The 24370-nt window shown below is 65.6% G+C and carries 24 protein-coding genes; 5 read left to right on the top strand and 19 right to left on the bottom strand.

What is annotated here, in order from left to right:
* Positions 1–60: 60 nt before the first annotated feature.
* The 4 genes from ccrA (at position 61) to GLR48_RS08710 (ending at position 4833) form a co-directional block, all read left to right on the top strand.
* Positions 61–1341 (top strand): crotonyl-CoA carboxylase/reductase, encoded by a 1281-nt coding sequence (gene ccrA, locus GLR48_RS08695; RefSeq protein WP_442915833.1) that lies wholly within the window; start codon positions 61–63, stop codon positions 1339–1341.
* Positions 1342–1751: 410 nt separating this feature from the next.
* Entirely contained in the window at positions 1752–2534 is a 783-nt protein-coding gene (locus GLR48_RS08700) for a helix-turn-helix transcriptional regulator (protein WP_237060877.1), read from the top strand.
* Between the two features lie 81 nt (positions 2535–2615).
* The gene (locus GLR48_RS08705; RefSeq protein WP_237060878.1) at positions 2616–3254 is read left to right on the top strand and encodes an acyl-homoserine-lactone synthase; all 639 of its coding nucleotides are present in this window, start codon (positions 2616–2618) and stop codon (positions 3252–3254) included.
* A 40-nt stretch (positions 3255–3294) separates the two neighbouring features.
* Positions 3295–4833, top strand: coding sequence for an ATP-dependent DNA helicase (locus GLR48_RS08710; protein ID WP_237060879.1), 1539 nt, complete (start codon positions 3295–3297; stop codon positions 4831–4833).
* A 50-nt stretch (positions 4834–4883) separates the two neighbouring features.
* Here the strand turns inward: GLR48_RS08710 and GLR48_RS08715 are convergent, their stop codons facing one another.
* From GLR48_RS08715 to trpS, 16 genes are all read right to left on the bottom strand, one after another.
* Positions 4884–5636 (bottom strand): TIGR02186 family protein, encoded by a 753-nt coding sequence (locus tag GLR48_RS08715; RefSeq protein ID WP_237060880.1) that lies wholly within the window; start codon positions 5634–5636, stop codon positions 4884–4886.
* The gene (locus GLR48_RS08720; protein WP_237060881.1) at positions 5633–6553 is read right to left on the bottom strand and encodes a sulfite exporter TauE/SafE family protein; all 921 of its coding nucleotides are present in this window, start codon (positions 6551–6553) and stop codon (positions 5633–5635) included. The genes GLR48_RS08715 and GLR48_RS08720 overlap by 4 nt, the downstream gene beginning before the upstream one ends.
* Positions 6554–6624: 71 nt before the next feature.
* Positions 6625–7593, bottom strand: coding sequence for an ABC transporter permease (locus GLR48_RS08725; RefSeq protein ID WP_237060882.1), 969 nt, complete (start codon positions 7591–7593; stop codon positions 6625–6627).
* 4 nt (positions 7594–7597) lie between these two features.
* Positions 7598–8719, bottom strand: a complete 1122-nt coding sequence (locus GLR48_RS08730) for an ABC transporter permease (protein ID WP_237060883.1) — start codon at positions 8717–8719, stop codon at positions 7598–7600.
* 3 nt (positions 8720–8722) lie between these two features.
* The gene (locus GLR48_RS08735; RefSeq protein ID WP_237060884.1) at positions 8723–10330 is read right to left on the bottom strand and encodes an ABC transporter ATP-binding protein; all 1608 of its coding nucleotides are present in this window, start codon (positions 10328–10330) and stop codon (positions 8723–8725) included.
* Between the two features lie 75 nt (positions 10331–10405).
* Positions 10406–11401, bottom strand: coding sequence for a BMP family lipoprotein (locus GLR48_RS08740; RefSeq protein ID WP_237060885.1), 996 nt, complete (start codon positions 11399–11401; stop codon positions 10406–10408).
* Positions 11402–11599: 198 nt separating this feature from the next.
* Positions 11600–11806, bottom strand: a complete 207-nt coding sequence (locus tag GLR48_RS08745; RefSeq protein ID WP_237060886.1) for a hypothetical protein — start codon at positions 11804–11806, stop codon at positions 11600–11602.
* A complete protein-coding gene (locus GLR48_RS08750) occupies positions 11806–12546 on the bottom strand; it encodes a COG4280 domain-containing protein (protein ID WP_237060887.1) in 741 nt (246 codons plus the stop codon). The genes GLR48_RS08745 and GLR48_RS08750 overlap by 1 nt, the downstream gene beginning before the upstream one ends.
* Positions 12547–12619: 73 nt before the next feature.
* A complete protein-coding gene (locus GLR48_RS08755) occupies positions 12620–13042 on the bottom strand; it encodes a GNAT family N-acetyltransferase (protein ID WP_237060888.1) in 423 nt (140 codons plus the stop codon).
* The gene (gene tsaB / locus GLR48_RS08760) at positions 13039–13701 is read right to left on the bottom strand and encodes a tRNA (adenosine(37)-N6)-threonylcarbamoyltransferase complex dimerization subunit type 1 TsaB (RefSeq protein ID WP_237060889.1); all 663 of its coding nucleotides are present in this window, start codon (positions 13699–13701) and stop codon (positions 13039–13041) included. The genes GLR48_RS08755 and tsaB overlap by 4 nt, the downstream gene beginning before the upstream one ends.
* Positions 13698–13979, bottom strand: coding sequence for a DUF6958 family protein (locus GLR48_RS08765; protein WP_237060890.1), 282 nt, complete (start codon positions 13977–13979; stop codon positions 13698–13700). The genes tsaB and GLR48_RS08765 overlap by 4 nt, the downstream gene beginning before the upstream one ends.
* 3 nt (positions 13980–13982) lie before the next feature.
* The gene (locus GLR48_RS08770) at positions 13983–14546 is read right to left on the bottom strand and encodes a NifU family protein (protein ID WP_237060891.1); all 564 of its coding nucleotides are present in this window, start codon (positions 14544–14546) and stop codon (positions 13983–13985) included.
* 81 nt (positions 14547–14627) lie between these two features.
* A complete protein-coding gene (locus GLR48_RS08775; protein WP_237060892.1) occupies positions 14628–15083 on the bottom strand; it encodes a universal stress protein in 456 nt (151 codons plus the stop codon).
* 54 nt (positions 15084–15137) lie between these two features.
* Complete coding sequence (locus tag GLR48_RS08780) at positions 15138–16004, bottom strand: branched-chain amino acid aminotransferase (protein ID WP_237060893.1); 867 nt, start codon at positions 16002–16004, stop codon at positions 15138–15140.
* Positions 16005–16178: 174 nt separating this feature from the next.
* Positions 16179–16679 carry a VOC family protein gene (locus GLR48_RS08785; protein WP_237060894.1) on the bottom strand — a complete coding sequence of 167 codons (501 nt, stop codon included), beginning with the start codon at positions 16677–16679 and terminating at the stop codon, positions 16179–16181.
* 184 nt (positions 16680–16863) lie between these two features.
* Positions 16864–17892, bottom strand: coding sequence for a tryptophan--tRNA ligase (gene trpS, locus GLR48_RS08790; RefSeq protein ID WP_237060895.1), 1029 nt, complete (start codon positions 17890–17892; stop codon positions 16864–16866).
* A gap of 91 nt (positions 17893–17983) precedes the next feature.
* Between trpS and GLR48_RS08795 the strand changes: the two genes are divergently transcribed.
* Complete coding sequence (locus tag GLR48_RS08795) at positions 17984–18676, top strand: rhomboid family intramembrane serine protease (protein ID WP_237060896.1); 693 nt, start codon at positions 17984–17986, stop codon at positions 18674–18676.
* A 93-nt stretch (positions 18677–18769) separates the two neighbouring features.
* Here GLR48_RS08795 and murJ read toward each other — a convergent pair whose 3' ends face one another.
* The 3 genes from murJ to GLR48_RS08810 are packed head-to-tail and all read right to left on the bottom strand — an operon-like array spanning position 18770 to position 24353.
* Entirely contained in the window at positions 18770–20356 is a 1587-nt protein-coding gene (murJ, locus tag GLR48_RS08800; protein WP_237060897.1) for a murein biosynthesis integral membrane protein MurJ, read from the bottom strand.
* A 24-nt stretch (positions 20357–20380) separates the two neighbouring features.
* Positions 20381–23167, bottom strand: coding sequence for a [protein-PII] uridylyltransferase (locus tag GLR48_RS08805; RefSeq protein WP_237064449.1), 2787 nt, complete (start codon positions 23165–23167; stop codon positions 20381–20383).
* Positions 23154–24353, bottom strand: coding sequence for a penicillin-binding protein activator (locus tag GLR48_RS08810; protein WP_237060898.1), 1200 nt, complete (start codon positions 24351–24353; stop codon positions 23154–23156). The genes GLR48_RS08805 and GLR48_RS08810 overlap by 14 nt, the downstream gene beginning before the upstream one ends.
* Positions 24354–24370: the final 17 nt, after the last annotated feature.

Here is a 24370-nt window from a genome sequence, read left to right on the forward strand (position 1 = left end):
GTGTCAGAAGTGCCGATTCTGCGGTGCGGCAACGTGATGGATGCGAAGATGGAGACGGACATGGCCCTTGACCTGCAACCCGGGACCCGGACAGACGGCAAGACACTTTACGACATCGGCGAAATGCCACCCCTCGGCCACGTGCCGGACCAGATGTACGCCTGGACGATCAGGCGGGAACGTCATGGCGAACCGGAACAGGCCTTCGAGGTCGAGGTCGTCGATTGCCCCAAGCCCGACAGCCAGGAAGTCCTCGTCATGGTGATGGCGGCGGGCGTGAACTACAACGGCGTCTGGGCTGGCCTCGGCATCCCGATCTCGCCGTTCGACGTTCACAAGGCGGATTACCACATCGCGGGCTCCGACGCCTCCGGCATCGTCTGGGCGGTGGGTGACAAGGTCAAGCGCTGGAAGGTCGGCGACGAGGTCGTGATTCACTGCAATCAGGACGACGGCGACGACGAACACTGCAACGGCGGCGACCCGATGTTCTCGCCCAGCCAGCGGATCTGGGGCTACGAGACGCCTGACGGCTCTTTCGCCCAGTTTACCTGCGTGCAGTCACAGCAGCTGATGCCGCGCCCGCAGCACCTGACGTGGGAAGAATCGGCCTGCTATACCCTGACGCTGGCGACCGCCTACCGGATGCTCTTCGGTCACGAACCCCACGACCTGAAGCCCGGCCAGAACGTGCTGGTCTGGGGCGCCTCGGGCGGCCTTGGATCCTACGCGATCCAGCTGATCAACACGGCGGGGGCCAACGCAATCGGCGTGATTTCCGACGAATCCAAACGGGAATTCGTCATGTCGCTGGGCGCCAAGGGCGTGCTGAACCGCAACGACTTTAACTGCTGGGGCCAGATGCCCACGGTGAACACGCCCGAATACAAGGACTGGTTCAACGAGACCCGCAAGTTCGGCAAGGCGATCTGGGATATCACCGGCAAGGGCAACAACGTCGACATGGTGTTCGAACACCCCGGCGAGGCGACGTTCCCCGTCTCGACCTTCGTGTGCAAGCGCGGCGGCATGGTCGTGATCTGCGCCGGCACCACCGGCTACAACCTGACCTTCGACGTGCGCTACATGTGGATGCACCAGAAGCGGTTGCAGGGGTCGCACTTTGCCAACCTGAAACAGGCCTCGGCGGCGAATAACCTGATGGTGGAACGCAGACTCGATCCCTGCATGTCAGAGGTGTTCGGCTGGGACGATATTCCCGCCGCCCACACCAAGATGCGCAAGAACCAGCACAAGCCCGGCAACATGGCCGTGCTGGTCCAGAGCCCGCGGACGGGTTTGCGGACCTTCGCCGACGCGCAGATTGAATCGCGCGGCTAGGCACCTCCGACGACGGGAATCGACAGGGCGTCTGCCGCTTGGCAGGCGCCCTTTTTTAATGCACCCTTTACGACTGTCGGCCCAAGCCCCGCCCGCCGCGGGCCTGCATCGCCTTATTTTTCGCCAGACGGTTGGGCCCGCCCGCTCCCCCCATATCCGGGGAGGCGGAAGAAGTGAGTATTTCGTTCATTTTCTCCATGCTACTTTGAGTTGTTAATTTCTCGTTAACCTATTGCAAGGGAGTGTAGGCGTGGGACAAATGTGGATCATCGACGTTCTGGCCGATCTTGAGTCTTTCGCGTCGAAAAACGGTTTGCCCCTTGTGGCGGACCGGATGCGCGAAGCCGCAGTCGTGGCGACGGCAGAAATTACGTCGGAATCCGAAGGGCCTGTTGGCCGGGTGAGACTCGATGCGGACCAGACTGAATCGCTTTTTGCAGGATCTCGAATCTGCAGACAGGCTTGAACATATACAAGGGCTGACCACGCAACTGCGCGACGCGCTCGACATCGACCATGTGGTCTATCACTGGATCAGCGTCGACGGAGAGCAGTATGGCTTCGGCACCTACGACCCGGTCTGGGCGCAACGCTATCAGGATCAGGACTATATCCGCATCGACCCGGTCGTGCTGGGCTGCTTTCAGCGGTTCCACCCCGTCGATTGGAAACGTCTGGACTGGTCGTCCAAGGCGGCGCGGGCATTTCGTGCCGATTCCATCGCCCACGGCGTCGGCAATCAGGGCTTCTCGATTCCGATCCGCGGGCCGCACGGGCAGTTCGCGCTGCTGACACTGTCGCACACCTGTCCCGACCCGGTCTGGGAGGCCTTGATGATGGCCCATCAGCGCGACCTGATCGTCATCGCCCACTACCTGAACGCCAAGGCGCTGACGCTGCAAAAGGGGCGGGCACCCGACAGCGTCCGGCCCCTGTCCCCCCGAGAGATCGACGCCCTGACGTTCCTCGCCATGGGCTATTCGCGCGGTCAGGCGGCCGACATGCTGGGCATCTCGGAACACACCCTGCGCGCCTATATCGAAAGCGCGCGGCACAAGCTGGGCGCGCTGAACACGGTCCATGCCGTCGCCCGCGCGATCGGTGAAGGCCTGATCATCGTGGGCGGTGCGGCCAAGGATGCCGCGGGGGGCTGGCCGGGTCAGGTGCCGGACAGGAGTGTTGCGTCACATTGACCCACCGGACGGTACCTGCAGGTCCCGTTAAGCACGCCGCACGAAGGATACCCCATCGCAACGACGACAGGGACCTTCGCCATGATCCGCTACCTTTACGCCGACCAGTTGAACCAGCACGCCGACCTGCGCGCCAGCATGCACCGCGACCGCGCCGCCCAGTTCCGCGACCGCCTGAAGTGGGACGTCACCGTCGACGACAGCGGCTGGGAGAGGGATGAGTATGACGATCTCAACCCCCTCTATGTGATCTGGGAACAGGCACCGGGGGTGCATGGCGGGTCGATGCGGTTCCTGCCGATGTCCGGGCGGACGATGGTCAACGACCACTTTGCCGACCTGATGACCGGGCCGATCACCAGTCCGCTGATCTGGGAATGCACCCGGTTCTGCATGGCCCCCAACGCTGGCCCCCGCGTGGCTGGCCTGCTGATGCTTGCGGGAGGAGAGTTGATGCGCGCCTTTTCCCTGACCCATCTGCTGGGTGTCTTCGATGCCCGGATGATCCGGATCTACAATGCGGTCGGGGCCGCGCCAGAGGTGCTGGGCACCAGCGGCACTGGCCGCGATGCGATCAGCGTCGGCCTGTGGCCCTATCGCCCCGACGACCGGCTGCGCGTGCTGCGGCGCGCGGGTGTCTCGTCAGAGGTGTCGGAGGCGTGGTTCGCCCGGTCCTTTGGCCAGTCCATTGCCGCCGCCGCGACGGAAATCGCGGCCTGAGGGTCTGGCAGGGGCGGGCGCGGGCGGGTAGGGTCGCGCCATGAACGCCCCCAAAGTCATCACCTTCTCTGACGATCAGGCCGCGGCCTGGGATAACGTCGCCATCGCCCTGCGCCAGTCCGGCATCGACCTGAACGACGACCTGCTGCAACCGCCGCAGACCGACGTGTCAGAGGTGCTGGCGGTGATCGGCAAGGCCGGCAGCGGCAAGACGATGCTGCTGGCCGAACTGTACCGCGCGCTGGAGAAGGCGGGCGTGGACATCGTATCCGGCGACTATGAAAGCAAGAAGCGCACCGGGCGCCGGACGCTGGCGATCCTTGCCCCGACGAACAAGGCCGCATCGGTGTTGCGCAACCGGGGCGTGCCGGCGACCACGATCCACCGCATCCTTTACACCCCCGTCTATGACCCGGAATACGAGAAGGTCGCCGAATGGCTGGCCGGGCAGGGCGAGCGGCCGGACGTGGAGCAGTTGACGGACATCGCGCTCGACCGTGCCTTTGCGTCCTATCAGGGACACAAGTCCATCCCCGCGGCGCTGGCCTCTGCCGGTCTGCGCGGCAGCGATTTCATCACCGGCTGGAAACGGCGGGAAGAACCCCTCGACATCGGCTTCGTCGACGAATCCTCGATGCTGGACGCCAAGCAGTTCGAGGATCTGAAAGAGATCTTTCCGACCCTGCTGCTGTTCGGCGACCCGGCCCAGTTGCCCCCCGTCCAGTCGTCGGGTGGCATGGTGTTCGAGACGTTGCCGGAAAAGCGTGTCCTGACGCTGAGCCGCATCCACCGGCAGGACGCCGACAACCCGATCCTTGATCTGGCCCATGCGCTGGCCGACCCGATGCTGGACTTCTACCATTTCGAGCGGATGGTGCAGGAAGCGTCAGAGCGCGACGAGCGCGTCGTCATGGCGCAGCGGGTCGAGGCGGACCTGATGGCCCGCTCGCCTTGCCTTGTCTGGACAAACAAGACCCGCATCCGGCTGATCCACGCCTTTCGCGCCGCCTATGACGCGCCGTCCGACAGCCTGCTGCCCGGGGAGCCGCTGATCTGCGACGGGATCGAACTGCCGATCAAGCACCGCAAGAAGCGGCTGGACCTCGAAGCGCGGGGGCTGATCAAGGGGGCGCAGGTCATCTACCTCGGCCCCGGGCAGCGGCCCGGGTTCAGCAAATTGCACGTCTTGGGTGCGCTGGATCCGCGCATGTCCGCGGCCAGCATCGTCAAGATCGAGCTGGAGGGCGACGAGGAACCCTTTATTCCCTTTGCCGCCAAGATGGGCGCCACGTTCCTGCATGGCGCCGCGGTGACGATCCACAAGGCGCAAGGATCACAGTGGGACACGGTGCAGGTCTTTGCCCCCGATATCGAAATGGCGTCCCGCATGGGCCGGGTCGAGGCGGGGCAGCCTTTGTGGAAACGTCTGGCCTATGTGGCGATCACGCGGGCCGAGACGCAGTTGCGCTGGGTCGTGCGCAACCGGCTGGCCAAGCCCGCCGATCCGTTCCTGCGTGTCGACGATCTGGATTCGGGGCCTGCGCCGCTGACCCTGACAGTGCAGGACACCGAGGACTGATGCACCGAAACCTTATCCGCGGATAAGGTTTTCCGTTATTAATCAGTTATTTACCTTTTGAGGGCCGCGGCCCCGGCAGAGGCTGCCCAACCTGCCGCCACGGCGATGACCAGCGACAGCAGACCGTACAGGAACGGCTGCACGTGGGCGAGGTTGTAGAGCCAGCGTTCCAGCCCGACCTTCTGCACCGGAATGACCGTGCTGTGTTCGTCGATCAGGCGGCCGCCGCGGGTCAGGAAGATGCGGGCGAGGTAGTCACCTTCGAGCAGATTGGCGGGCAGGTGGAAGGACGTCCGGAACAGGGTGTCCTGCTGTAGATCAACGGTGCCTTCCTTCATCTGGAACAGGCTGTCCTTGGACCGGATGCGGATCAGCGCCTCGGTAAAGGCGGCACTGTCGCTGACGGTGGCGCCGACGGACCGGATCGCGCGGGGGATGGTGATCTCGTGGCGCAGATCCTCGGTATCGCGCAGGATCTCGGACAGGGGGCCGCTGGAGGCGACCGCATAGAACGACGGGGCGCGGTCGACCTCGACCTCGTCCTTGTTGATCCAGATGCCGAACTGGCGGGCCTTGCGAAAGACCGATACCGCCTGATCGGGGCCGGACACGGCGATGATGACGCCCAGCGGGCCAAGGTCGGTAGGTTCCGGCGCGGTGCGGCTGACGGCGCCGAAGATCAGGATGTCCGACCCGTCAAAGCTGGCGGTGATCGACACGGAATCCTGACTGAGGCCCAGCACGATGCTTTCGGCCCGCAGGGGGCAGGCGAGGGCGAGGAAGAGGAGCACCAGCCTGATCATGCGGCCCCCGGCACCTTGAGGGTGTAAAGCTCGCCGGGTTGCAGGATCAGATCCAGCCCCAGCTTGCCGCAGACCAGCAGCACCAGCAGGGCCAGCAGGATGCGCAGATTCTCGGCCTTCATGCGCAGGCCGATGCGGGTGCCGATCTGCGCGCCGATGACGCCGCCGATGATCAGCAGCAGGGCCAGCATGATGTCCACGGTATAGTTCGTCGTGGCGTGCAGCATGGTGGTGTAGGCGGTGACGAAGATGATCTGGAACAGCGACGTGCCGATCACGACCTTGGTCGGCATGCCCAGCAGATAGATCATCGCAGGCACCATGATGAAGCCGCCGCCGACGCCCATGATCGCCGACAGCACGCCCACCAGCACCCCCACCAGCAGCGGCGGGATGACCGAGATGTAAAGGCCGGAGACCCGGAATTTGATCTTGAGTGGCAGGTTGTGGACCCAGTTGTGGTTGCGCCGCGCCTTGCGCGCGCCGCCGGGCTTGCGGGCCTTGAGGATGGCGTTCAGGCTTTCGACCAGCATCAGCGCGCCGATGATGCCAAGGAAGACCACATAGAACAGGCTGACCAGCAGATCGACCTGTCCCAGCGATTTCAGATAGTTGAACAGGATCAGACCCAGCGACGACCCTATCAGGCCGCCGATCAGCAGGACGCTGCCCATGCGCAAATCGACGGTCCGGCGCTTGAGGTGCGCCAGCAGGGCCGAGAAGGACGAGGCGACGATCTGGTTGGTCGAGGTGGCCACGGCGACGGCGGGTGGAATGCCGACGAAGAACAGCAGCGGGGTGATCAGAAACCCGCCGCCGACGCCGAACATGCCCGACAGCACGCCGACAAGGCCGCCCAACCCGAGGATCAGGAAAATGTTGACCGAAACCTCGGCGATGGGCAGGTAAAGTTGCATCAGACGTCCCGCGGGGGGCTGCACCGCAGACCCACCTGACTGCGGATCGGCGGCAGTGTCAAACGGTCAGGTCAGCGTTCCTTGACATAAGGCGCGCCGCCCGCGCGCGGCGGGATCGCCTTGCCCACGAAACCGGCAAGGATCACGACGGTCAGGATATAGGGCAGGGCGTCCAGTAACTGGGTCTGGACGCTGAACCCCAGCGTGCGCTGGATCAGGTCGGGACGCAAAGCAAGCGCCTGCAGCAGGCCGAACAGCAGCGTGGCCCAGAGGCAGGGCCAGGGTTTCCACTTGGCAAAGATCAGGGCGGCCAGCGCGATATAGCCGCGACCCGCACTCATGTCCTTGGTGAACCCCGCCTGCAGGGCCGTGGCGAGATAGGCGCCCGCGATGCCGCAGAGCACGCCGCAGATGCCGACGGCGGCAAAGCGCAGGCCGACGACGGACACGCCGGCGGTGTCCACCGCGGCCGGGTTTTCGCCCACGGCGCGCAGGCGCAGGCCAAAACGGGTCGCGTAGAGGATCCACCACGTCAGCGGCACGATCAGCACGGCGACGTAGACCAGCGCCGTGTGGCCCGAGATGAGTTCGTAATAGATCGGACCGATGACGGGCACGTCGCGCAGGGCGTCGGCAAAGGGCAGGGTGATCGGGTTGAACCGCGCGGCGCCGGCCAGTTGCGGCGTGCGGCCGCCTTGGGCGAACCAGCTTTGCGCGATGACGACCGTCAGGCCGGCGGCGAGGAAGTTGATCGCCACGCCGGAAATCAGCTGGTTGCCGCGGAAGGTGATCGAGGCCACGCCGTGGATCGCTGACAGGACCAGCGAGGCGCCGATGCCCGCCAGCAGACCGATCCAGACGTTGCCGGTGGTATAGGCGACGGAAGCGGACATGAAGGCGGCGGCGAGCATTTTGCCTTCCAGCCCGATGTCGAAGATGCCGGCGCGTTCTGAATAAAGGCCCGCGATGCAGGCCAGCAGCAGCGGTGTCGCCAATCGGACGGTGGAGTCGAGCAGTTGCAGCAGGGTCAGCAGGTCCATGGCATCACTCCGCCGGGGTCAGTTTGGTGCGGGGTTTGGCCGCGCGGCGACGGGCCAGGAAAAAGCGTTCCAGCGGCATCCGCACCATGTTGTCGAGCGCGCCGGTGAAGAGGATCACCAGCGCCTGAATGACGACGATCAATTCGCGCGGGATGCTCGTCCACAATGCCAGTTCCGCGCCGCCCTGATAGAGGAAGCCGAAGAGGATGGCCGCGAGGAACACGCCGAAGGGATGCGAGCGGCCCATGAGGGCCACGGCGATGCCGATGAAGCCGGCCCCTTCGACGGCGTTCAGGACGAGGCGCTCGGCCTCTCCCATCACGTTGTTGATTGCCATCATGCCAGCGAGGGCACCGGAGATCGACATGGAGATCACGATGATCTTGGTCGGGCTGATGCCCGCGTATTTCGCCGCCGATTCCGAATGGCCGAAGGCGCGGATTTCATAGCCCAGACGGGTGCGCCAGATCAGTGCCCAGATCACGACGCAGGCGGCGATGGCCACGAAGAAGCTGACGTTGGCGGGCGCCCCGCGAAACAGCACCGTGTCGGCGGTCGAGAACATCTCCTGGAACGAAGGCAGGTGGGTGCCGGGCAGGAACTTGCCCGTCGCGGGCTCCATGCTGCCAGCGGGCTTTAGCGCGCCGACAAGGAGGTAATTCAGCAAGGCGGCGGCGATGAAGTTGAACATGATCGTCGTGATGACGATGTGGCTGCCGCGCTTGGCCTGCAGGTAGGCCGGGATGATCGCCCAGCCTGCCCCAAAGAGCGCCGCACCCAATGACGCCGCGATCAGCGCCAGCGACCAGTGCGGAAAGGGGATGTAGAGGCAGACCAACGCCACGCCGAGGCCGCCGAGGACGGCCTGCCCTTCACCGCCGATGTTGAACATGCGGGCATGAAAGGCGATGGCGACGGCAAGGCCGGTGAAGATGAAGTTGGTGGCGTAATAGAGCGTGTAGCCCCAGCCGTAGGTCGACCCGAGCGATCCTTCGACCATAATCTTGAGGGCGTTCCACGGGTTTTCACCGATGGCGAGGATCACCAGCGCCGACAGGATTGCCGCCAGCAGAAGCGAGATCACTGGGATCAGGACCACGTCGGCCCATTTCGGCATCACGTCCATGATCTACACCTTCTCTCCGCTGCCCGTGTGGGCGAGGTTGTCTTCGATCTCTGCCACGCTGGCGGTGGCGGGATCGCCGGTCATGCCGGCCATCAGCATGCCGAGTTCGCGTTCGTTGGTCTGCGCGGGGTCGCGCTCGCCCATGATGTGACCGTCGAACATGACGACGATCCGGTCCGACAGGCCGAGGATCTCGTCCAGTTCCACGCTGACCAGCAGGATCGCCTTGCCCTGATCGCGCAGGGCGACGATCTGCTTGTGGATGAATTCGATCGCGCCGATGTCGACGCCGCGGGTGGGCTGGCCGATCAACAGAAGGTCGGGGTTATGCTCGATTTCCCGGGCCAGCACGATCTTCTGCTGGTTGCCGCCAGAGAAATTCTTGGCGGCAAGCTTGGGATCGGGGGGGCGCACGTCGAAGCGGGCCATCTTCTCTTCGGTATCCTGCAGCATCGCCGCGTGGTTCATCAGGATGCCGGACTGGTATTTGGCCTCGTGGTGATAGCCGAAGGCCACGTTTTCCCACGCGGCATAGTCCATGATCAGACCTTCGGCCTGACGGTCCTCTGGCACATGGGAAATGCCGCGGGCCCGGCGGCTTTGGCCGTCAGAGGTCTTGCCGGTCAGGTCGATGGGCGCGTCGTTCATCAAGACGGTGCCGCTAGCGGTCTGGTAGCCGCCCAGCACCTCCAGCAGTTCGGACTGGCCGTTGCCGGAGACACCGGCGATGCCGAGGATTTCACCGGCGCGGACCTGAAAACTGACGTCCTTCAGGCGGTGCACGCCCTTGTCGTCGGTGACGTTGAGCTTCTGCACATCGAGGATCACGCGGCCCGGCTTGGCGGGGGTCTTGTCCACGCGCAGCAGCACCTTGCGGCCGACCATCAGTTCGGCGAGTTCCGCGGGGCTCGTCTCTGACGTCTTGACGGTGGCGGTCATCTGGCCGCGGCGCATGACGCTGACGGTGTCGGTGATCTCCATGATCTCGCGCAGCTTGTGGGTGATCAGGATGATCGTCTTGCCCTCGCGCCGCAGGTTTTCGAGGATGCGGAACAGGTGGTCGGCCTCGGCGGGCGTCAGCACGCCGGTGGGTTCGTCAAGGATCAGGATATCGGCGCGGCGGTAGAGCGCCTTGAGGATCTCGACCCGTTGCTGCATGCCGACGCCGATGTCCTGCACCAGCGCGTCCGCATCGACGGAGAGTTCGTATTCGTCGGCCAGTGCCTTCAACTCGCGCCGCGCGCGCGCGAGGGAAGGGCGCAGGAGGCCCGAGTCCTCGGCGCCGAGGACGATGTTTTCGAGGACGGTGAAGGTCTCAACCAGTTTGAAGTGCTGGAAGACCATGCCGATGCCCGCGGCGATGGCGGCCTGACTGTCGGGGATGTCGATCCGTTTGCCGGCGACATGGATCTCGCCGGCATCGGCATTGTAGAAGCCATAGAGGATGCTCATCAGCGTGGATTTGCCGGCGCCGTTTTCACCGATGATGCCGTGGATCGTGCCGGGCATGACGCGGATGCTGATATCTTTGTTGGCCTGCACGGGGCCAAAGGATTTCGAGATGCCCCGCAGTTCGATGGCGGGGGCGGCGGTCGTGGTGCTGTCGGTCATGGCGTGTCCCCCGATGGATCGGGGCCGCGCGAAAGCATCGGCGCGGCCCCGGTTCGTGTGGTCGGTCTGCGGTGCTTAGAACGTCAGCGCCGGGCAGGTTTCGTCGGACATGTAGTCGTGCACCATGATCGACCCGTCGGCGATGCCGGCCTTGGCTTCTTCGACCTTGGCCTGCATGTCGGCGGTCACCAGATCCTTGTTGTAGTCGTCCATGGCGTAGCCCACGCCGTCCTGTGCGACGCCAAGGGATTCGATGCCCGGCTTCACGTCGGCGCCGGCCTTGAAGGCGTCATAGACGGCGTTGTCCACGCGCTTGAGCATGGAGGTCAGGACCTGACCGGGGTGCATGTAGTTCTGGTTGGCGTCCACGCCGATCCCCAGCATGTCGTTGTCGGCTGCCGCCTGCAGGACGCCGACACCGGTGCCGCCAGCGGCCTGAAAGACCACGTCGGAGCCCTGGGATTTCTGCGCCAGCGTCAGCTCGGTCCCCTTGACCGGGTCGTTCCATGCGGCGGGGGTCGTGCCGGTCATGTTGGCGATCACCTTGATGTCCGGGTTCGCGGCCTTGGCGCCTTCGGCGTAGCCGCAGGCGAACTTGCGGATCAGCGGGATGTCCATGCCGCCGACGAAGGACACGGTGCCGGTCTTGGACGCCATCGCGGCCAGCATGCCGACAAGGTAGGACCCCTGCTCTTCGTTGAAGACGACGGATTGCACGTTGGGCGCATCGACCACGGCATCGATGATCACGAACTTGGTGTCGGGATAGTCAGCGGCCAGATCACCCAGCGGCGTCTCGAACGAGAAGCCCGCCATGACGATTGGGTTCATGCCGGATTCGGCAAAGCGGCGCAGCGCCTGCTCGCGCTGCGCATCGGACTGCAGCTCGACTTCCGCGAATTTGCCACCGGTTTCCTCGGCCCAGCGGGTGGCACCGTTGAAGGCGGATTCGTTGAAGGATTTGTCGAACTTGCCGCCAAGGTCGAAGATGATCGCCGGATCGGCCAGCGCCGCACCTGCGGTCAGGGCAAGGGCCGCCGTCGCGCCAAGGCAATTGGTGAAAAAGGTCATGGAAGTCTCCCGCGTGTCGTTGGTTTCAAACCGGGCGGTTATCCCCACCCGTGATGTGACATGCACGGATAAGGCAACGCCGTGCGAGTGTGGTCAACCGTTTCTTTGGGGAAACTGCCGCAACTTTGGCCGGACGGTCAAAAAACGGGCGCGGCCGCAGAGAGCGGCCGCGTGGCGGGACGCTGTGCCAAAAGCAGTTTACCGGCGCGCACGGCGCAGCACGCTGGTCACGAGGATGATGCCGCATCCGGCCAGCAGCAAAAGTGCCGCGATGAGCGGGCCGAGGGACGCGAGATGGACCAGCGCGGTCAGGAACGTGATCAGCGCCGCGATCTGCAGCGCAAGGCTGCCGTCGTCGATGAAGAGGCCGAGCGCCTCTGACAGGATGGACCGGATCAGTGACATCAGTGGCCCTTTCCTGCGGCGCGGCGTGCGAGGGAGACGGTGGCCGCCGAAACGGCGCCCAGCACTGCCAGAATGTAAAGAATCGCGAGGTCGGCCCCGGGCCATGCGGCCCCCAGCCCCTCGCCCAGCCAGAACACGCCGAAGGCCGTGAGCAGCAGGCCAACCGCGAATTTGAGCGCGTTTTCCGGGATGCGCGTCAGCGGTTTGTGAAAGGCGGTGCCGAGGGCCACGACCAGCACGACTGCGGCCAGCGCCCCCAGCCCGGCATAGAGCGTGAGGCCCCGCGCGGAGCCGACAGCGATCACGATGAACACGACTTCGATCCCTTCGAGCAGCACCGCCTTGAAGGCCGCGAGGCCGGCGATGTAGTCCGCGCGCCGCTCTGCTGCCTGCCGGGCCAGCAGATCGGTTTCCTTGGCAAACGCGGCGGCTTCATCGTGCAGGGGGATGACCCCGGCGGACCGCAGGATGGCCTTGCGCAGCCAGCGCATGCCGAACAGCAGCAACAGGCAGCCGACCACGTATTGCATGAGGTGCAAGGGGATCAGCCCGATCAGGGGTCCGAACACCAGCACCAGAATGACCAGCAGACCGAACGCCAGCCCTGACCCGATCAGGGCGGGTCGCCAGCTGCGGGTGATGCCGACGGCCAGCACGATTGTGAAGGCCTCTACCACCTCGACCAAGGAGCCGAGGAATGCTGCCGATACGGTCGATGTGAGGGCGGTGACGGTCGTCATGGAGGGAAGCCTTTTCAGACGCAGGTTTTGGCAGGACTCAGGCGGCACGATTGCAATGGACAGGCGCGCGGCGTCATGTCGGCTCTGACAAGTCGCGCCGCATGATGAGCGCATCGGCTGCGGGCGCGTCGCCGCGCGCGTAATAGGCGCGGCGGCGACCGACGGTGGCGAAGCCGCAGGCAAGGTAGAGCGCGATGGCAGGGGCGTTGTCGGCGGCAACCTCGAGGAACATGGTCTGTGCCCCGGCCCGTTTGGCGCGGTCGTGGAATTCCGTCAGCGCGGTGCGGGCCAGACCCCGGCGGCGGTGGTCGGGGGTGGTGGCGAGTGTCAGAACCTCGGCCTCGTCAAAGGTCACGCGACCGAGGATGAAGCTGTCGGCCGTGCCGCAGAGGATCACGCCGCGCTGGGCCAGCAGGTCGGAGAATTCGACAGCGGACCAGGGGCGATCGTTGGCAAAGGCCAGACGGTGCGTCGCGGCCAGATCCGAGGGCGTCACGGGACGATTCGAGGCGGCGCGTCGCGGGCAGGGGCCGCGTCGGCGGGCCGCAGGTAAAGGGGTGCAGGTCGGTCGGCGTGATCCATGCTGTAGATCGGATCGGCGGTCAGCAGGGCGATGCCCTCGATCACGCTGACGACGGGGGTCCCGATGGTCAGCCCGTGGGCATCGTGCAAGACCTGCGCCATGTCGCCCAGCACCGCGACATCGTCGCGGCCCGCCAGTGCAAGCGCGCCGGTCAGATCGGTAAACGCGGGCGGTGCGTCGGGCCATCCGTCCGTCAGGCGCTGCACATAGACCATGTCGCGCGGCGCGCGCAGGGTCGACAGGACGGGACCTTGGGTGCCGAACGCCTGTGCTTCGAGCGTGCCGACGCCGGTGGCGGGCTTGCCCAGCCCCAGTGCCAGACCGCGCGCGGCGGCGACGGACATGCGGATGCCGGTAAAGTTGCCGGGACCGACACCGACGCCGATCAGGTCGAGGTCGGCCCAGGTCAGACCCTCCTTGGCCAAGACCTCTTCGAGCATGGGCATCAGGTGTTCCGCCTGACCGCGGGCCATGTCGTCGGTGCGGGTGATGATGCGGTCGCCGATCAGCAGCGCCGCGGCGCAATGGGCGGCTGCGGTGTCAAAAGCCAGAACGGTGGGGCTGTCGGTCACGCTGTGGTCCACGTCAGGGGTTTGGAGGCGTGGCGCTGCAGGACCTGCTTGGCCTCGAGGTCGAGCTGCACGCATTTCAGCCACCAGCCGGCGGTTTTGCCCGCAGGGAACAGCGCGTCCGACAAGTGTGGCAGCACGGCGGCCTTGATCTGGGCCGCCGTAATCGGGGTGCTGGACACCACCCGCAGCATCGCGTCGTGCATGTCGTTGTATTTGGCCGCGTCGACCGAAGACGACGTTCCCGGCGCATTCGGGTTTTCGACGGCGACCTTGGTCATGGCTCAGGCGGCGACGGGGCGGACTTCGGTCACTTCGGGGATGTAGTGCCGCAGCAGATTCTCGATTCCCATCTTCAGCGTCAGGGTCGAGGAGGGGCAGCCGGCGCAGGCGCCCTGCATGTGCAGGTAGACGACGCCACGCTCGAACCCGTGGAAGGTGATGTCGCCACCGTCCTGTGCCACGGCGGGGCGGACGCGCGTGTCGAGCAATTCCTTGATCTGTTCGACGATGGCGCCATCCTCGCCGTCATGGGTGGCGTGTCCGGAAACGGGCTTGTGGTCGTCGCCCATCACGGCCTGACCGGACTGGTAGTGTTCCATGATCGCGCCCAGCAGGGCGGGCTTGATGTGGTCCCAGTCGACGGCATCGGCCTTGGTGATCGTCACGAAGTCCATGCCGAAGAACACGCCCTCGACCCCGTCCACGGCAAAGAGCCGTTGCGCCAGCGGGCTGGAGCCTGCGGAATCGGGTGTCGGAAAGTCCGCGGTCCCCATGTCCAGCACGGTCTGGCCCGGCAGGAATTTCAGTGTCGCGGGGTTCGGAGTCGATTCGGTCTGGATGAACATGAAAACCGTCCTTTTTTGTCAGGTATCAGATATGCGCCTTTCCGGCGCCTCCGTCAAGGTTTGGAACCATTCTAAACCCGATCAGGTAATCGCTTCCAGCTTTTCCTTCGACAGATCGCCGGGGACGATGGTGACGGGGATGGGCAGGGTGCCGGCCTGACGGGTGAGGGCCGAGATCAGCGGCCCCGGCCCCTTGTTGTCGACACTGGCCCCCAGCACCAGAACGCCGATTTCCGGATCCTCGGCAATCTGGGCCATGATTTCCGGCATCGGCTCGCCTTCGCGGATGACGAGGTTCGGGTTCACGTTCTGGCGGTCGCGCATCCACTTGGCGAAGACTTCGAAATGCACCTCAATCCGCTCGCGAGCCTCTTCGCGAAAGATCTCGCCCACGCCGATCCAGTGGTTGAACTCGTCGGGGGGGATGATGGACAAGACGGTCACGCCGCCGCCCGTCTTGGACGCGCGCATGGCGGCATAGCGCATGGCGTTCAGGCATTCGCGGCTGTCGTCGAGGACGACGAGGAACTTGCGCATATCGGGTTTCTCCTGCGCGGCATACTGTCGGATCGCGCGCGCCGTGGCAACGGGTCAGAGCGTTTCGGAGGCCGCCCAGTCCCAGTACATCTCGCGGACCGCCGTGGTGACGGGGCCGCTGTTGTAGTGGCGATCCTCGAAGGCGGCAACGGGCGTGACCTTCGTCATGTTGCCCGAGAGAAAGACCTCGTCAGCGGCGCGGAAGTCGTCGAAGGTCAGCACGGTTTCGATGACGTCGTAGCCATTGGCGCGCAGGTTGGTGATGTGCCGCGCCCGCGTGATGCCGGCAAGGAAGGTGCCATTTGGGATCGGCGTCAAGACGGTCCCGTCGCGCACCATGAAGACGTTGGCGGATGCGGTTTCGGCCACGTTGCCCATGGCGTCGGCGACCAAAGCGTTGCCGAACCCCTTGGACCGCGCTTCGGCCAGCATGCGGGCGTTGTTGGGGTAAAGGCAGCCGGCCTTGGCGTTGACGACGTTGTCTTCCATCACCGGACGGCGGAACCGGGTGGTGGTCAGGGTCGTGCTGGCGGTGGTGGGGGCCATCGGGATCGCCTCTAGGCTGATGGCAAAGCCGGTGGCGCCTTCCTTCGGCAAGATGCCCAGATCGCCGCCTTCCAGCGCCCAGTACATGGGGCGGATATAGACGGCGGTGTCGGGGCTGTAGGCGGCAAGCCCCTCGCGCACGATCTGGACCATGGCGTCGGCGGCGACGGTGGGGGTGATCATCAGCGCCTGTGCGGACCGGTTCACGCGGGCGCAATGGGCGGCAAGGTCCGGCACGACACCGTTGGCATAGCGCGCCCCGTCAAAGACGGTCGTGCCAAGCCATGACCCGTGGTCGGCGGCGCGCATGACGGGCAGGTCGCCGTCGTGCCAGCGGCCTTCGAAATAGGTGCGGATCTGGGTGCCGGTCGCCATGCTGATGCCTCTCTTGCGGATGTGTCGCACATTAGGGGCGGCGGAGGGTGGGGTAAAGGCGGTGCGTCCGTCAGGAACGCACCGCCCGGGGCCGCGCCGGGAACAGGGTGCGCGGACCGGTCGTGTTGCAGCCGGGGAACTGCGCGGACAGCCTGCCACGCGGCTGCGACAGTTTCATGACGGCGCAGGGGCCGGGTTTTCCGCCAGCAACTGGTCGAGGTCGAACCGCGTGTTGATCATGGCGATGCCCCCCTGCGCGTCGCGCGACCAGTCACGCGCGGGCCGGTCGACATAGAGTTCGACGCCGTTCCGGTCCGGATCGCGCAGGTAGATCGCCTCTGACACGCCGTGATCGGCCGCCCCGTCCAGCGGGATGCCTGCCGCCAGCACGCGGCGCAACACGGCAGCCAGCGCCGCGCGGTCGGGATAGAGGAACGCCGTGTGGTAAAGGCCCGTGTGTCCGGGCGGGGGCGGCGTGGCCCCGGCACTTTCCCAGGTGTTCAGCCCGATATGGTGGTGGTAACCGCCGGCGGACAGGAACGCGGCCTGCGGGCCATAGCGTTGCGTGACCGCAAACCCCAGCACATCGCCATAAAACGCGATGGCGCGGTCGAGGTCGGCGACCTTCAGGTGAACGTGACCGATCCGGGTGGCGGCGGGGGCGAGTTGGGGCATGGCAAGTCTCCTTTGCCCCAACATAAGGATCGCAGCGGCCCGCCACATCCGGCATTTTCAAACCAAAACCCTGCCCGGACGCGCAGGATCGACCTTCTTCTGGTCAGAAATACTTCCGCCGGAGGCAGGCCGCCGCAACGCGGCCTTCGCAATTTCTGATCAGAACCGGCGTTCGCGGCAGATGTCAGCGCAGAAGGCCGACGATGTCATAGGTCTGGGCCAGAATAGGCGCCGCGATGGCGCGGGCGCGGTCGGCGCCGGCGGCGAGGATCCGGTCGATCTCGGCGGGGTCGTCCATCAGGCGGGTCATCTCGTCCGAGATCGGCGCGAGTTTCGCCACCGCGAGGTCGGCCAAGGCCGGTTTGAAGCGGCCCCAGCCTGCGCCGGCATATTCCGTGATGACAGCGTCCGATGTCGTGTCGGACAGGGCGGCGTAGATATCGACGAGGTTGCGCGCCTCGGGCCGGTCCTTGAGGCCGTCGAGCGTGTCCGGCAGCGGTTCGGGATCGGTCTTGGCCTTCTTGAACTTCTTCGAGATGGTGTCGGCGTCGTCGCGCATGTTGATGCGTTCCATGTCCGATTCGCCCGACTTCGACATCTTTTTCGTGCCGTCGCGCAGGTTCATCACACGGGTCGCGGGACCGTCGATGACGGCCTCGGTCTGCGGAAAGAAGTCGGTCTTGTAGTCGTGGTTGAACTTGTTTGCGATGTCGCGGGTCAGCTCCACATGCTGCTTCTGATCCTCGCCCACGGGGACGTGGGTGGCATGATACAGCAGGATGTCGGCAGCCATCAGCGATGGATAGGCGTAAAGGCCGAGGCTGACCTTTTCGGCGTTGGACCCGGCCTTGTCCTTGAATTGCGTCATCCGGTTCATCCAGCCGACGCGCGCCACGCAGTTGAAGATCCAGGCCAGTTCAGCGTGCGCGCTGACGCGGCTTTGATTGAACAGGATCGACTGCGCGGGGTCGAGGCCGGAGGCGAGGTAACCTGCGGCGACCTCGCGTGTCGCGTGGCTTAGCTCTGCCGGGTCCTGCCAGACGGTGATCGCGTGCATGTCGACGACGCAATAGATCGTCTCCATCTCGCCCTGCATGCCGACGAAGCGCTTGATCGCGCCCAGATAGTTGCCCAGCGTCAGGCCGCCGGAGGGCTTGATTCCGGAAAACACCCGCGGCGTGAAAGCGGGGGGGGTGAGGGTTGTCTGGGTCATGGGATCATCCGGGGTGGTCACAGGGGTCTCTCTGGCCTACCCATGCCAGAGCGACCCGGCAACATCAACAACCCCAAAGGCAAGACGCCCCATGAGCGACGACCACACGCCCTTCGAGAGCCCCTTCAACGCGATCCCCCCGGTTGTCCTGATTCTGGTCGTGGCCGTCATGGCGATCGAGCTGACTCTGAGTGCCGGTGCAACCGGACTGGTCGGCGGACCTGGGGCCATCGGCTGGCGGCTGGCGGCCTTGCAGGACTATGCCTTTTCACCCGCCGTGCTGGACTACGTCTGGTCGGGGTCCGACCGCAGCCCGGATCTGCTGATGCGCTTCGTGACCTACGCCTTCGTGCATGGCAGCTTTACCGATGCGCTGTTCGGGGCGGCGCTGTTGCTGGCGCTGGGCAAGTTCGTGGGGGACGTCTTTGCCCCGGTCGCCACGGTCGCGGTCTTCGTGCTGGGCACGGTGGCGGGAGCGCTGGCGTTCGGGCTGTTCGTCGGGGGGACGATGCCGTTGTTCGGCGTCTGGCCCGCGGTCTACGGGCTGATCGGGGCCTTCACCTATATCCTGTGGTTGCGACTGGGGGCCGCGGGGCAGAACCAGGTCGCGGCGTTCCGGCTGATCGGGTTCCTGCTGGGGTTGCAACTGGTTTTCGGCCTGCTGTTCGGGTCCAGTCCGATCTGGATCGCGGAACTGGCGGGGTTTGCCGTGGGCTTTGCGGCCTCGACCGTGCTGGCCCCGGGCGGGTGGAGCGCGCTGCTGGTGCGGTTGCGCCAGCGGTGAGGACGGGACGCCTGCCGCGGGCGAGTATTTGAGAAAAAGCGAGGACGGGAGGCGGGACGTTAGGGCGGAGCGTCCGGGCGGACGTTCATCTGGTCAGCGGCGCAGGGCGCGGCGGAATTCGTGCAGCTTGAAGGCGCCGACGAGTTGGCCGATCGCGAAATAGCTGACGATGCCGGAGCCTACGAGGGCGGAGAGGGCGATGTAGCGCAGGCCGGGTGTGCCGAAGTAGGGGCCAAGGATGACCTCGACCATCCAGAGCACGACGCCCATGCCACCCGACGCGATCAGGATGCGCCAGAGGCGGGTCTTGAAGCGGTCATCGAGGGTCGCGGCCTCGCCCATATCGCGGCTGCCGCGCCAGAGCAGAACGACCATCGCCCAGCCGGTCATCGTGGTGCCAAGGGCCGCGGCGATGAAGCCGATGAAGGGGGCGAGGCCCACGGCGAGGGCGAGGTTCAGGATCATCGCGACGACGGCATAGTTAAAGGGGCGACGGGTGTCTTCGCGCGCGAAGAACAGGGGCTGCAGGGTCTTTTGCAGCACGAAGGCCGGCAGGCCGAGTCCGTAGACCGCGACGGTGAGGGCGGTGGCGGCGGTATCGTCCGCCGTGAAGGCGCCGCGCTGGAAGAGAACGGACGTCAGCGGCATCGGGATCACGATCAGGGCCACGGCCGCGGGCACCGTGAGCGCGAGGCTGAGTTCCGAGGCGCGGTTGAAGGCGTCGCGCCCGCCCGCCGTATCGCCGCCGCGCAACCGGCGCGAGAGATCCGGCAGCAGCACGACGCCGATGGCGATGCCGACCACGCCGAGCGGCAGCTGGTAGAGGCGGTCGGCGTAGTTCAGCCAGGCGACGGCGCCTTCGAAGAAGCTGGCGACCTGACGACCGACCAGCAGGTTGATCTGGACGACTCCGCCAGCGAGGGCGGCGGGGGCCGCGATATAGGCGAGGCGTTTCAGTTCCGGGGTGATGCGGGGGCGCTTGAACCGCAGGGGATAGCCCGCGCGGGCGGCGGCCCACCAGACGACGGCCATCTGCACGAAGCCCGCGAAGGGCACCGACAGCGCCAGCGAGTCGCCAACGCGCAGGCCAAGCGCTTGGTCGAGGCTGACGCCGAGCGTGTCGCTCATCGGGCGGCCCAAGGCTGCGGCCACCACGATGGCCGCGATGAAGACGATGTTCAGCAGCACGGGGGCGGCGGCGGCGGCCATGAAGCGGCCCGTCGCGTTCAGCACACCGGACAGCAGGGCCGCGAGTGAGATGAAGAGGATGTAGGGAAAGGCGTAGCGGCCGTATTCGACGGCGAGGTCGAAGCGTTCGTCGCCGCGAAAGCCCGAGGCCATCGCCGTCACCAGCAGCGGCATGAAGATGATGCCGAGGATCGTGAAGAAGGTCAGGATGACGGCCATGCCGACGAAGGCGTCCTGGGCGAATTCCTCGGCGCCTTCGCCGCCTTCGACCTTTTTCGAGAACATGGGGATGAAGGCCATGTTGAACGCGCCTTCGGCGAAGAAGCGGCGGAAGAGGTTGGGCAGAGAGAAGGCGACGAGAAACGCCTCGGCCACCGGGCCGGTGCCGAGGTAGCCCGCGATCATGATGTCGCGGGCAAAGCCCATGACGCGGCTGAGCAGGGTCCAGATGCCGACGGTGAAAAAGCCGGACATCAGGCGGATCTGTTTCATGGGACGGCCCTTACGATTGCGGCGCTACGTGTGCGCCCGTTCCGTGCCACGGTCAATGGCCTCGCGCAGGCGGCGTTCCAGGCTGTGGCGTTTGGATTCGCTGTGGAATTTCAGCCCCGTCAGATCCTTGACATAGAAGGTGTCGACGGCCTGTTCGCCGTAGGTCGCGATCACGGCGCTGGCGATGTAGACATGCGCCCCCGCCAGCGTGCGGGTCAGGTCAAAGAGCAGGCCCGGACGGTCGCGGGTATCGACCTCGATGATGGTGTAGATTTCGGAGCCTTCGTTGTCGAAGGTGATCGTAGTCGGCACCCGGAAGGCGCGTTCGCGCTTTGGCAGCTTGTCGCGGTCGGCCAGCGCGTCGCGTGGCACGACCTCTCCCATCAGGGTGCGGTGGATCATGCTGCGCAGGCGGGGCAGGCGGGACTCCTCGTAGGGGTGGCCGTCGGCGTCCTGAATCCAGAAGACCGCCGTCGCGTAGCCGTCCTTGGAGGTGTAGGTTCGCGCGTCGACGATATTGGCGCCCACGAGGGCCAGCGCGCCGGTCATGCGGCTGAACAGGCCCGGGTGGTCGACCATGGCGAAACAGGCGCGGGTGGCGTCGCGGTCGGGGTCCGGCATCAGGTCGATGCGCACCTCGTCATCGGGGATGTCGCGCAGCAGATTGGCGAAGATGATGTGCGTCCGCGGCGGCAGGCCCTGCCAGTAGGGGCCGTAATGGCGCGACATCTCGCGCTTGAGGTCTGCGGTGTCCCATGTCCCCAAGGCATCGCGGAGGGACCGTTTCGCCACGGTTTCGCGGGTTTCGCGGTTTACGTCCTCCAGCCCGTTATCAAGCGCGCTGCGGGTCGCGGCATAGAGGTTGCGCAGCAGGACGGCCTTCCAGTTGTTCCATGTGCCCGGACCCACACCGCGAATGTCGCAGACGGTCAGCACGGAAAGCAGGTCCAGACGTTCCACCGATTTCACGGCCTTGGCAAAGCCACGGATCGTGCGCGGTTCAGAGATGTCACGCTTTTGCGCGGTGTCGGACATCAGCAGGTGATAGCGGATCAGCCATTCGACCGTTTCCGAATCCTTCTTGTTCAGCCCCAGTCGCGGGCAGATGCGGCGGGCGATCTGGGCACCGAGGATCGAGTGATCGTCGGGCCGGCCCTTGCCGATGTCGTGCAGCAGCAGGGCCACGTAAAGCACCTTGCGGTTCACCCCGGCCCTGAGGATGGATGTGGTCAGCGGCAGGGTGTCCTGCAGTTCGCCCCGCTCGATCTGGGCGAGGTGGCTGATGCACTGGATCGTATGTTCGTCCACCGTGTAGTGATGATACATGTTGAACTGCATCATCGCGACGATCGTGGCAAAGTCAGGGATGAAGGCGCCCAGCACGCCGAGTTCGTTCATCCGGCGCAGGGCGCGTTCCGGGTTGCCGTGCTTCAGCATCAGGTTCAGGAACAGGCGGTTCGCCTCTGGATCGGTCTGCACGGCGGCGTCGATCAGGTGCAGGTTGGCGGCGATCAGGCGCATGGCGTCCGGATGCATCAGCGTGCCCGTGCGCATCGATTCGTCGAAGATGCGCAACAGGTTCACCGGATCGGACAGGAAGGTCTTGGGTCCCGACACCGTCAGGCGATTCTGCTTGATCGCATAGGGCGGGTTCGTCTTGGGCTTGCGCTTGAGCAGACGCTCCAGCATCGGGGCGGCCTTGGTATGGGTCTTTTCCTGCGCCACGAGGAAGATGCGGGTCAGGTCGCCGACCATGGTGGCGTGGCGGAAATAGGCCTGCATGAAGTGTTCGACGCCGCGCCTGCCGCCACCGTCGGCATAGCCCATCGCGTCCGACACCGCGACCTGCATGTCGAAGGTCAGCTGGTCCTGCGCGCGGTTCGCGATCAGATGCAGATGGCAGCGCACGGCCCAGAGGAATTCATGGGCGGCGCGGAAGGTCTCGTATTCGTCCTGGGTGAAGACCTTGAATTTGACCAGCTCGGACGCGTCGCGCACGCCGTGGATATACTTGCCGATCCAGTACAGCGATTGCAGGTCGCGCAAGCCGCCCTTTCCCTCTTTCACGTTGGGTTCGACCATGTAGCGCTGGCCGCCCTGCTTGCGGTGGCGCTGGGCGCGTTCCTCCAGCTTGGCCTCGATGAAGTCGGGGGCGGAGGATTTGAAAAGCTCGGTCCAGAGCCGCTTGCCCAATTCGTCGGCGAGGGCCGCGTCGCCGGTCAGATAGCGGTATTCGACCAGTGACGTGCGGATCGTGTAATCCTCTGCGGCGAGCCGCAGGCAATCCTTGACCGTGCGGCTGGCGTGGCCGACCTTCATCTTGAGGTCCCAGAGCATGTAAAGCGTCGATTCGATGACGCTCTCGGCCCAGGGGGTGATCTTGTAGGGAGTCAGGAACAGCAGATCGACGTCCGAGAAGGGTGCCATTTCGCCGCGCCCGTAGCCGCCGACTGCGATGACGGACAGACGCTCGCCTTCGGTCGGGTTGGGCAGGCGGTGCAGGCGGGTGCGGGCCACGTCCAGCACGGTGATGAGGATCTGGTCGGTCAGCCAGCTGTAGGACCGGGTCGTCGGATTGGCCCGGAAGGGATGCGCGAGGAAGGCCGCGCGAATCGCGTCGCGCCCGCGGGTCTGGGCCTGCTTGAGGATGCCGACGGTCGCGGCGCGCAGGGTCCGGTCGTCGGGTGCGGCCTTCATCACGTCGTCAAGCGCCGCCGTCACGACGGCGGCGTCGAAAATCAGCGGCGCCGGCAGGATCAGATCCTCCGGCGCCGAATCGACGATCAGTGACGCGGGTCTAGCTGCCTGCACGGTCGAAACTGCGTGGGGCGTTTTCAAGGATGACGACCTGATTGTTGCGGATCGTCGCAACGGCAAGGCCGCGTTCGTTCAGCCCGTTGGGCAGCAGGCGGAAGATGCCGTTGGTGCCCTGGAACCCTTGCGAGGTCGTCAGCGCGGCCTTGGTCAGCGCGTTCCGGTTGCCGGTGGCCACCAGTGCGCCGATCGCGGCAATGCCGTCATAGGCAAGGCCCGCGGGCGGCAGCGGCATGGTGCCGTAGGTTGCGTTGTAGCGCGCCTCGAAATTGGCGGTCATGCCGCGGTCGGGCACGGCGAAAAGGCCTCCCTGCACGCCGGGCAGCGACAGCGCCTGCGGCAGCACGGACCAGTTCGTCAGGCCGAGGTAGCGGGTGTCGGCCGGGTTGATCCCGGCGCCGGGCAGCGAAGTCGCGATGATCGGCAAGTCGGCGTTGGCGCTGGCGGTCAGGAACACGGCCTGCGCACCCGCCTGCTTCAGCGTGGCCGCGATCTGCGGCGTGGCGCTGGTGATGCCTTGCTGGGACAGGGCATAGCTGCCGATGCCCGCAACCTGCGCGCCGTTTGCCTGCACGGCGGCGACGACGGCGTCACGGCCCAGCTGGCCGCCGATGTCGTTGGCATGGACGATGCCGAACCGCTCGATCCCCGACCGGCGGGCGTAGGACACGAGGCGGTTGGCGGTATTGTTGAAGGTCGGCCCGAGGACGAAGACGTTGCCGCCCGCGACGGTGGGGTTGTTCGACAGGGCGAGCACGTTGATGTTGCGCGCGGCCACGGCGTTGCCGACCGGGTTCACGGTGGCGCCGTACAGCGGGCCAAGGATGATCTTGGCCCCTTCGTCCGCGGCCTGGGTCGCGACCTGTGCGGCCTGCGCAGGGCTCGCGCCCGAGTTGTAGACGCGCAGGTCGATCTGGACGCCGTTCAGATCGGCGATTGCCATGCGCGCGGCATTTTCAAGGTTGCGCGCCAGCAGCGCGTCGTTGCTGTCTCCTGATCCTGCGGGGACCAGCAGGGCCACCTGGACCGGTGCGTTGGGGTCAATCTGCAGACCCGTATTCGAACCTTCGGTCATGGGCAGCGGCGCGCAGGCCGCCATCCACAGGGCGGCACAGGCGGCAGTGGTGCGTGCAGCAAGACGCCGGAGGCGGGAAAACGGGGGCCGGGGCAGCGTGGCAGTCATGAGTGACATCCTCTGGC

It is taken from the genome of Loktanella sp. M215 (assembly GCF_021735925.1).
Taxonomy (GTDB): domain Bacteria; phylum Pseudomonadota; class Alphaproteobacteria; order Rhodobacterales; family Rhodobacteraceae; genus Loktanella.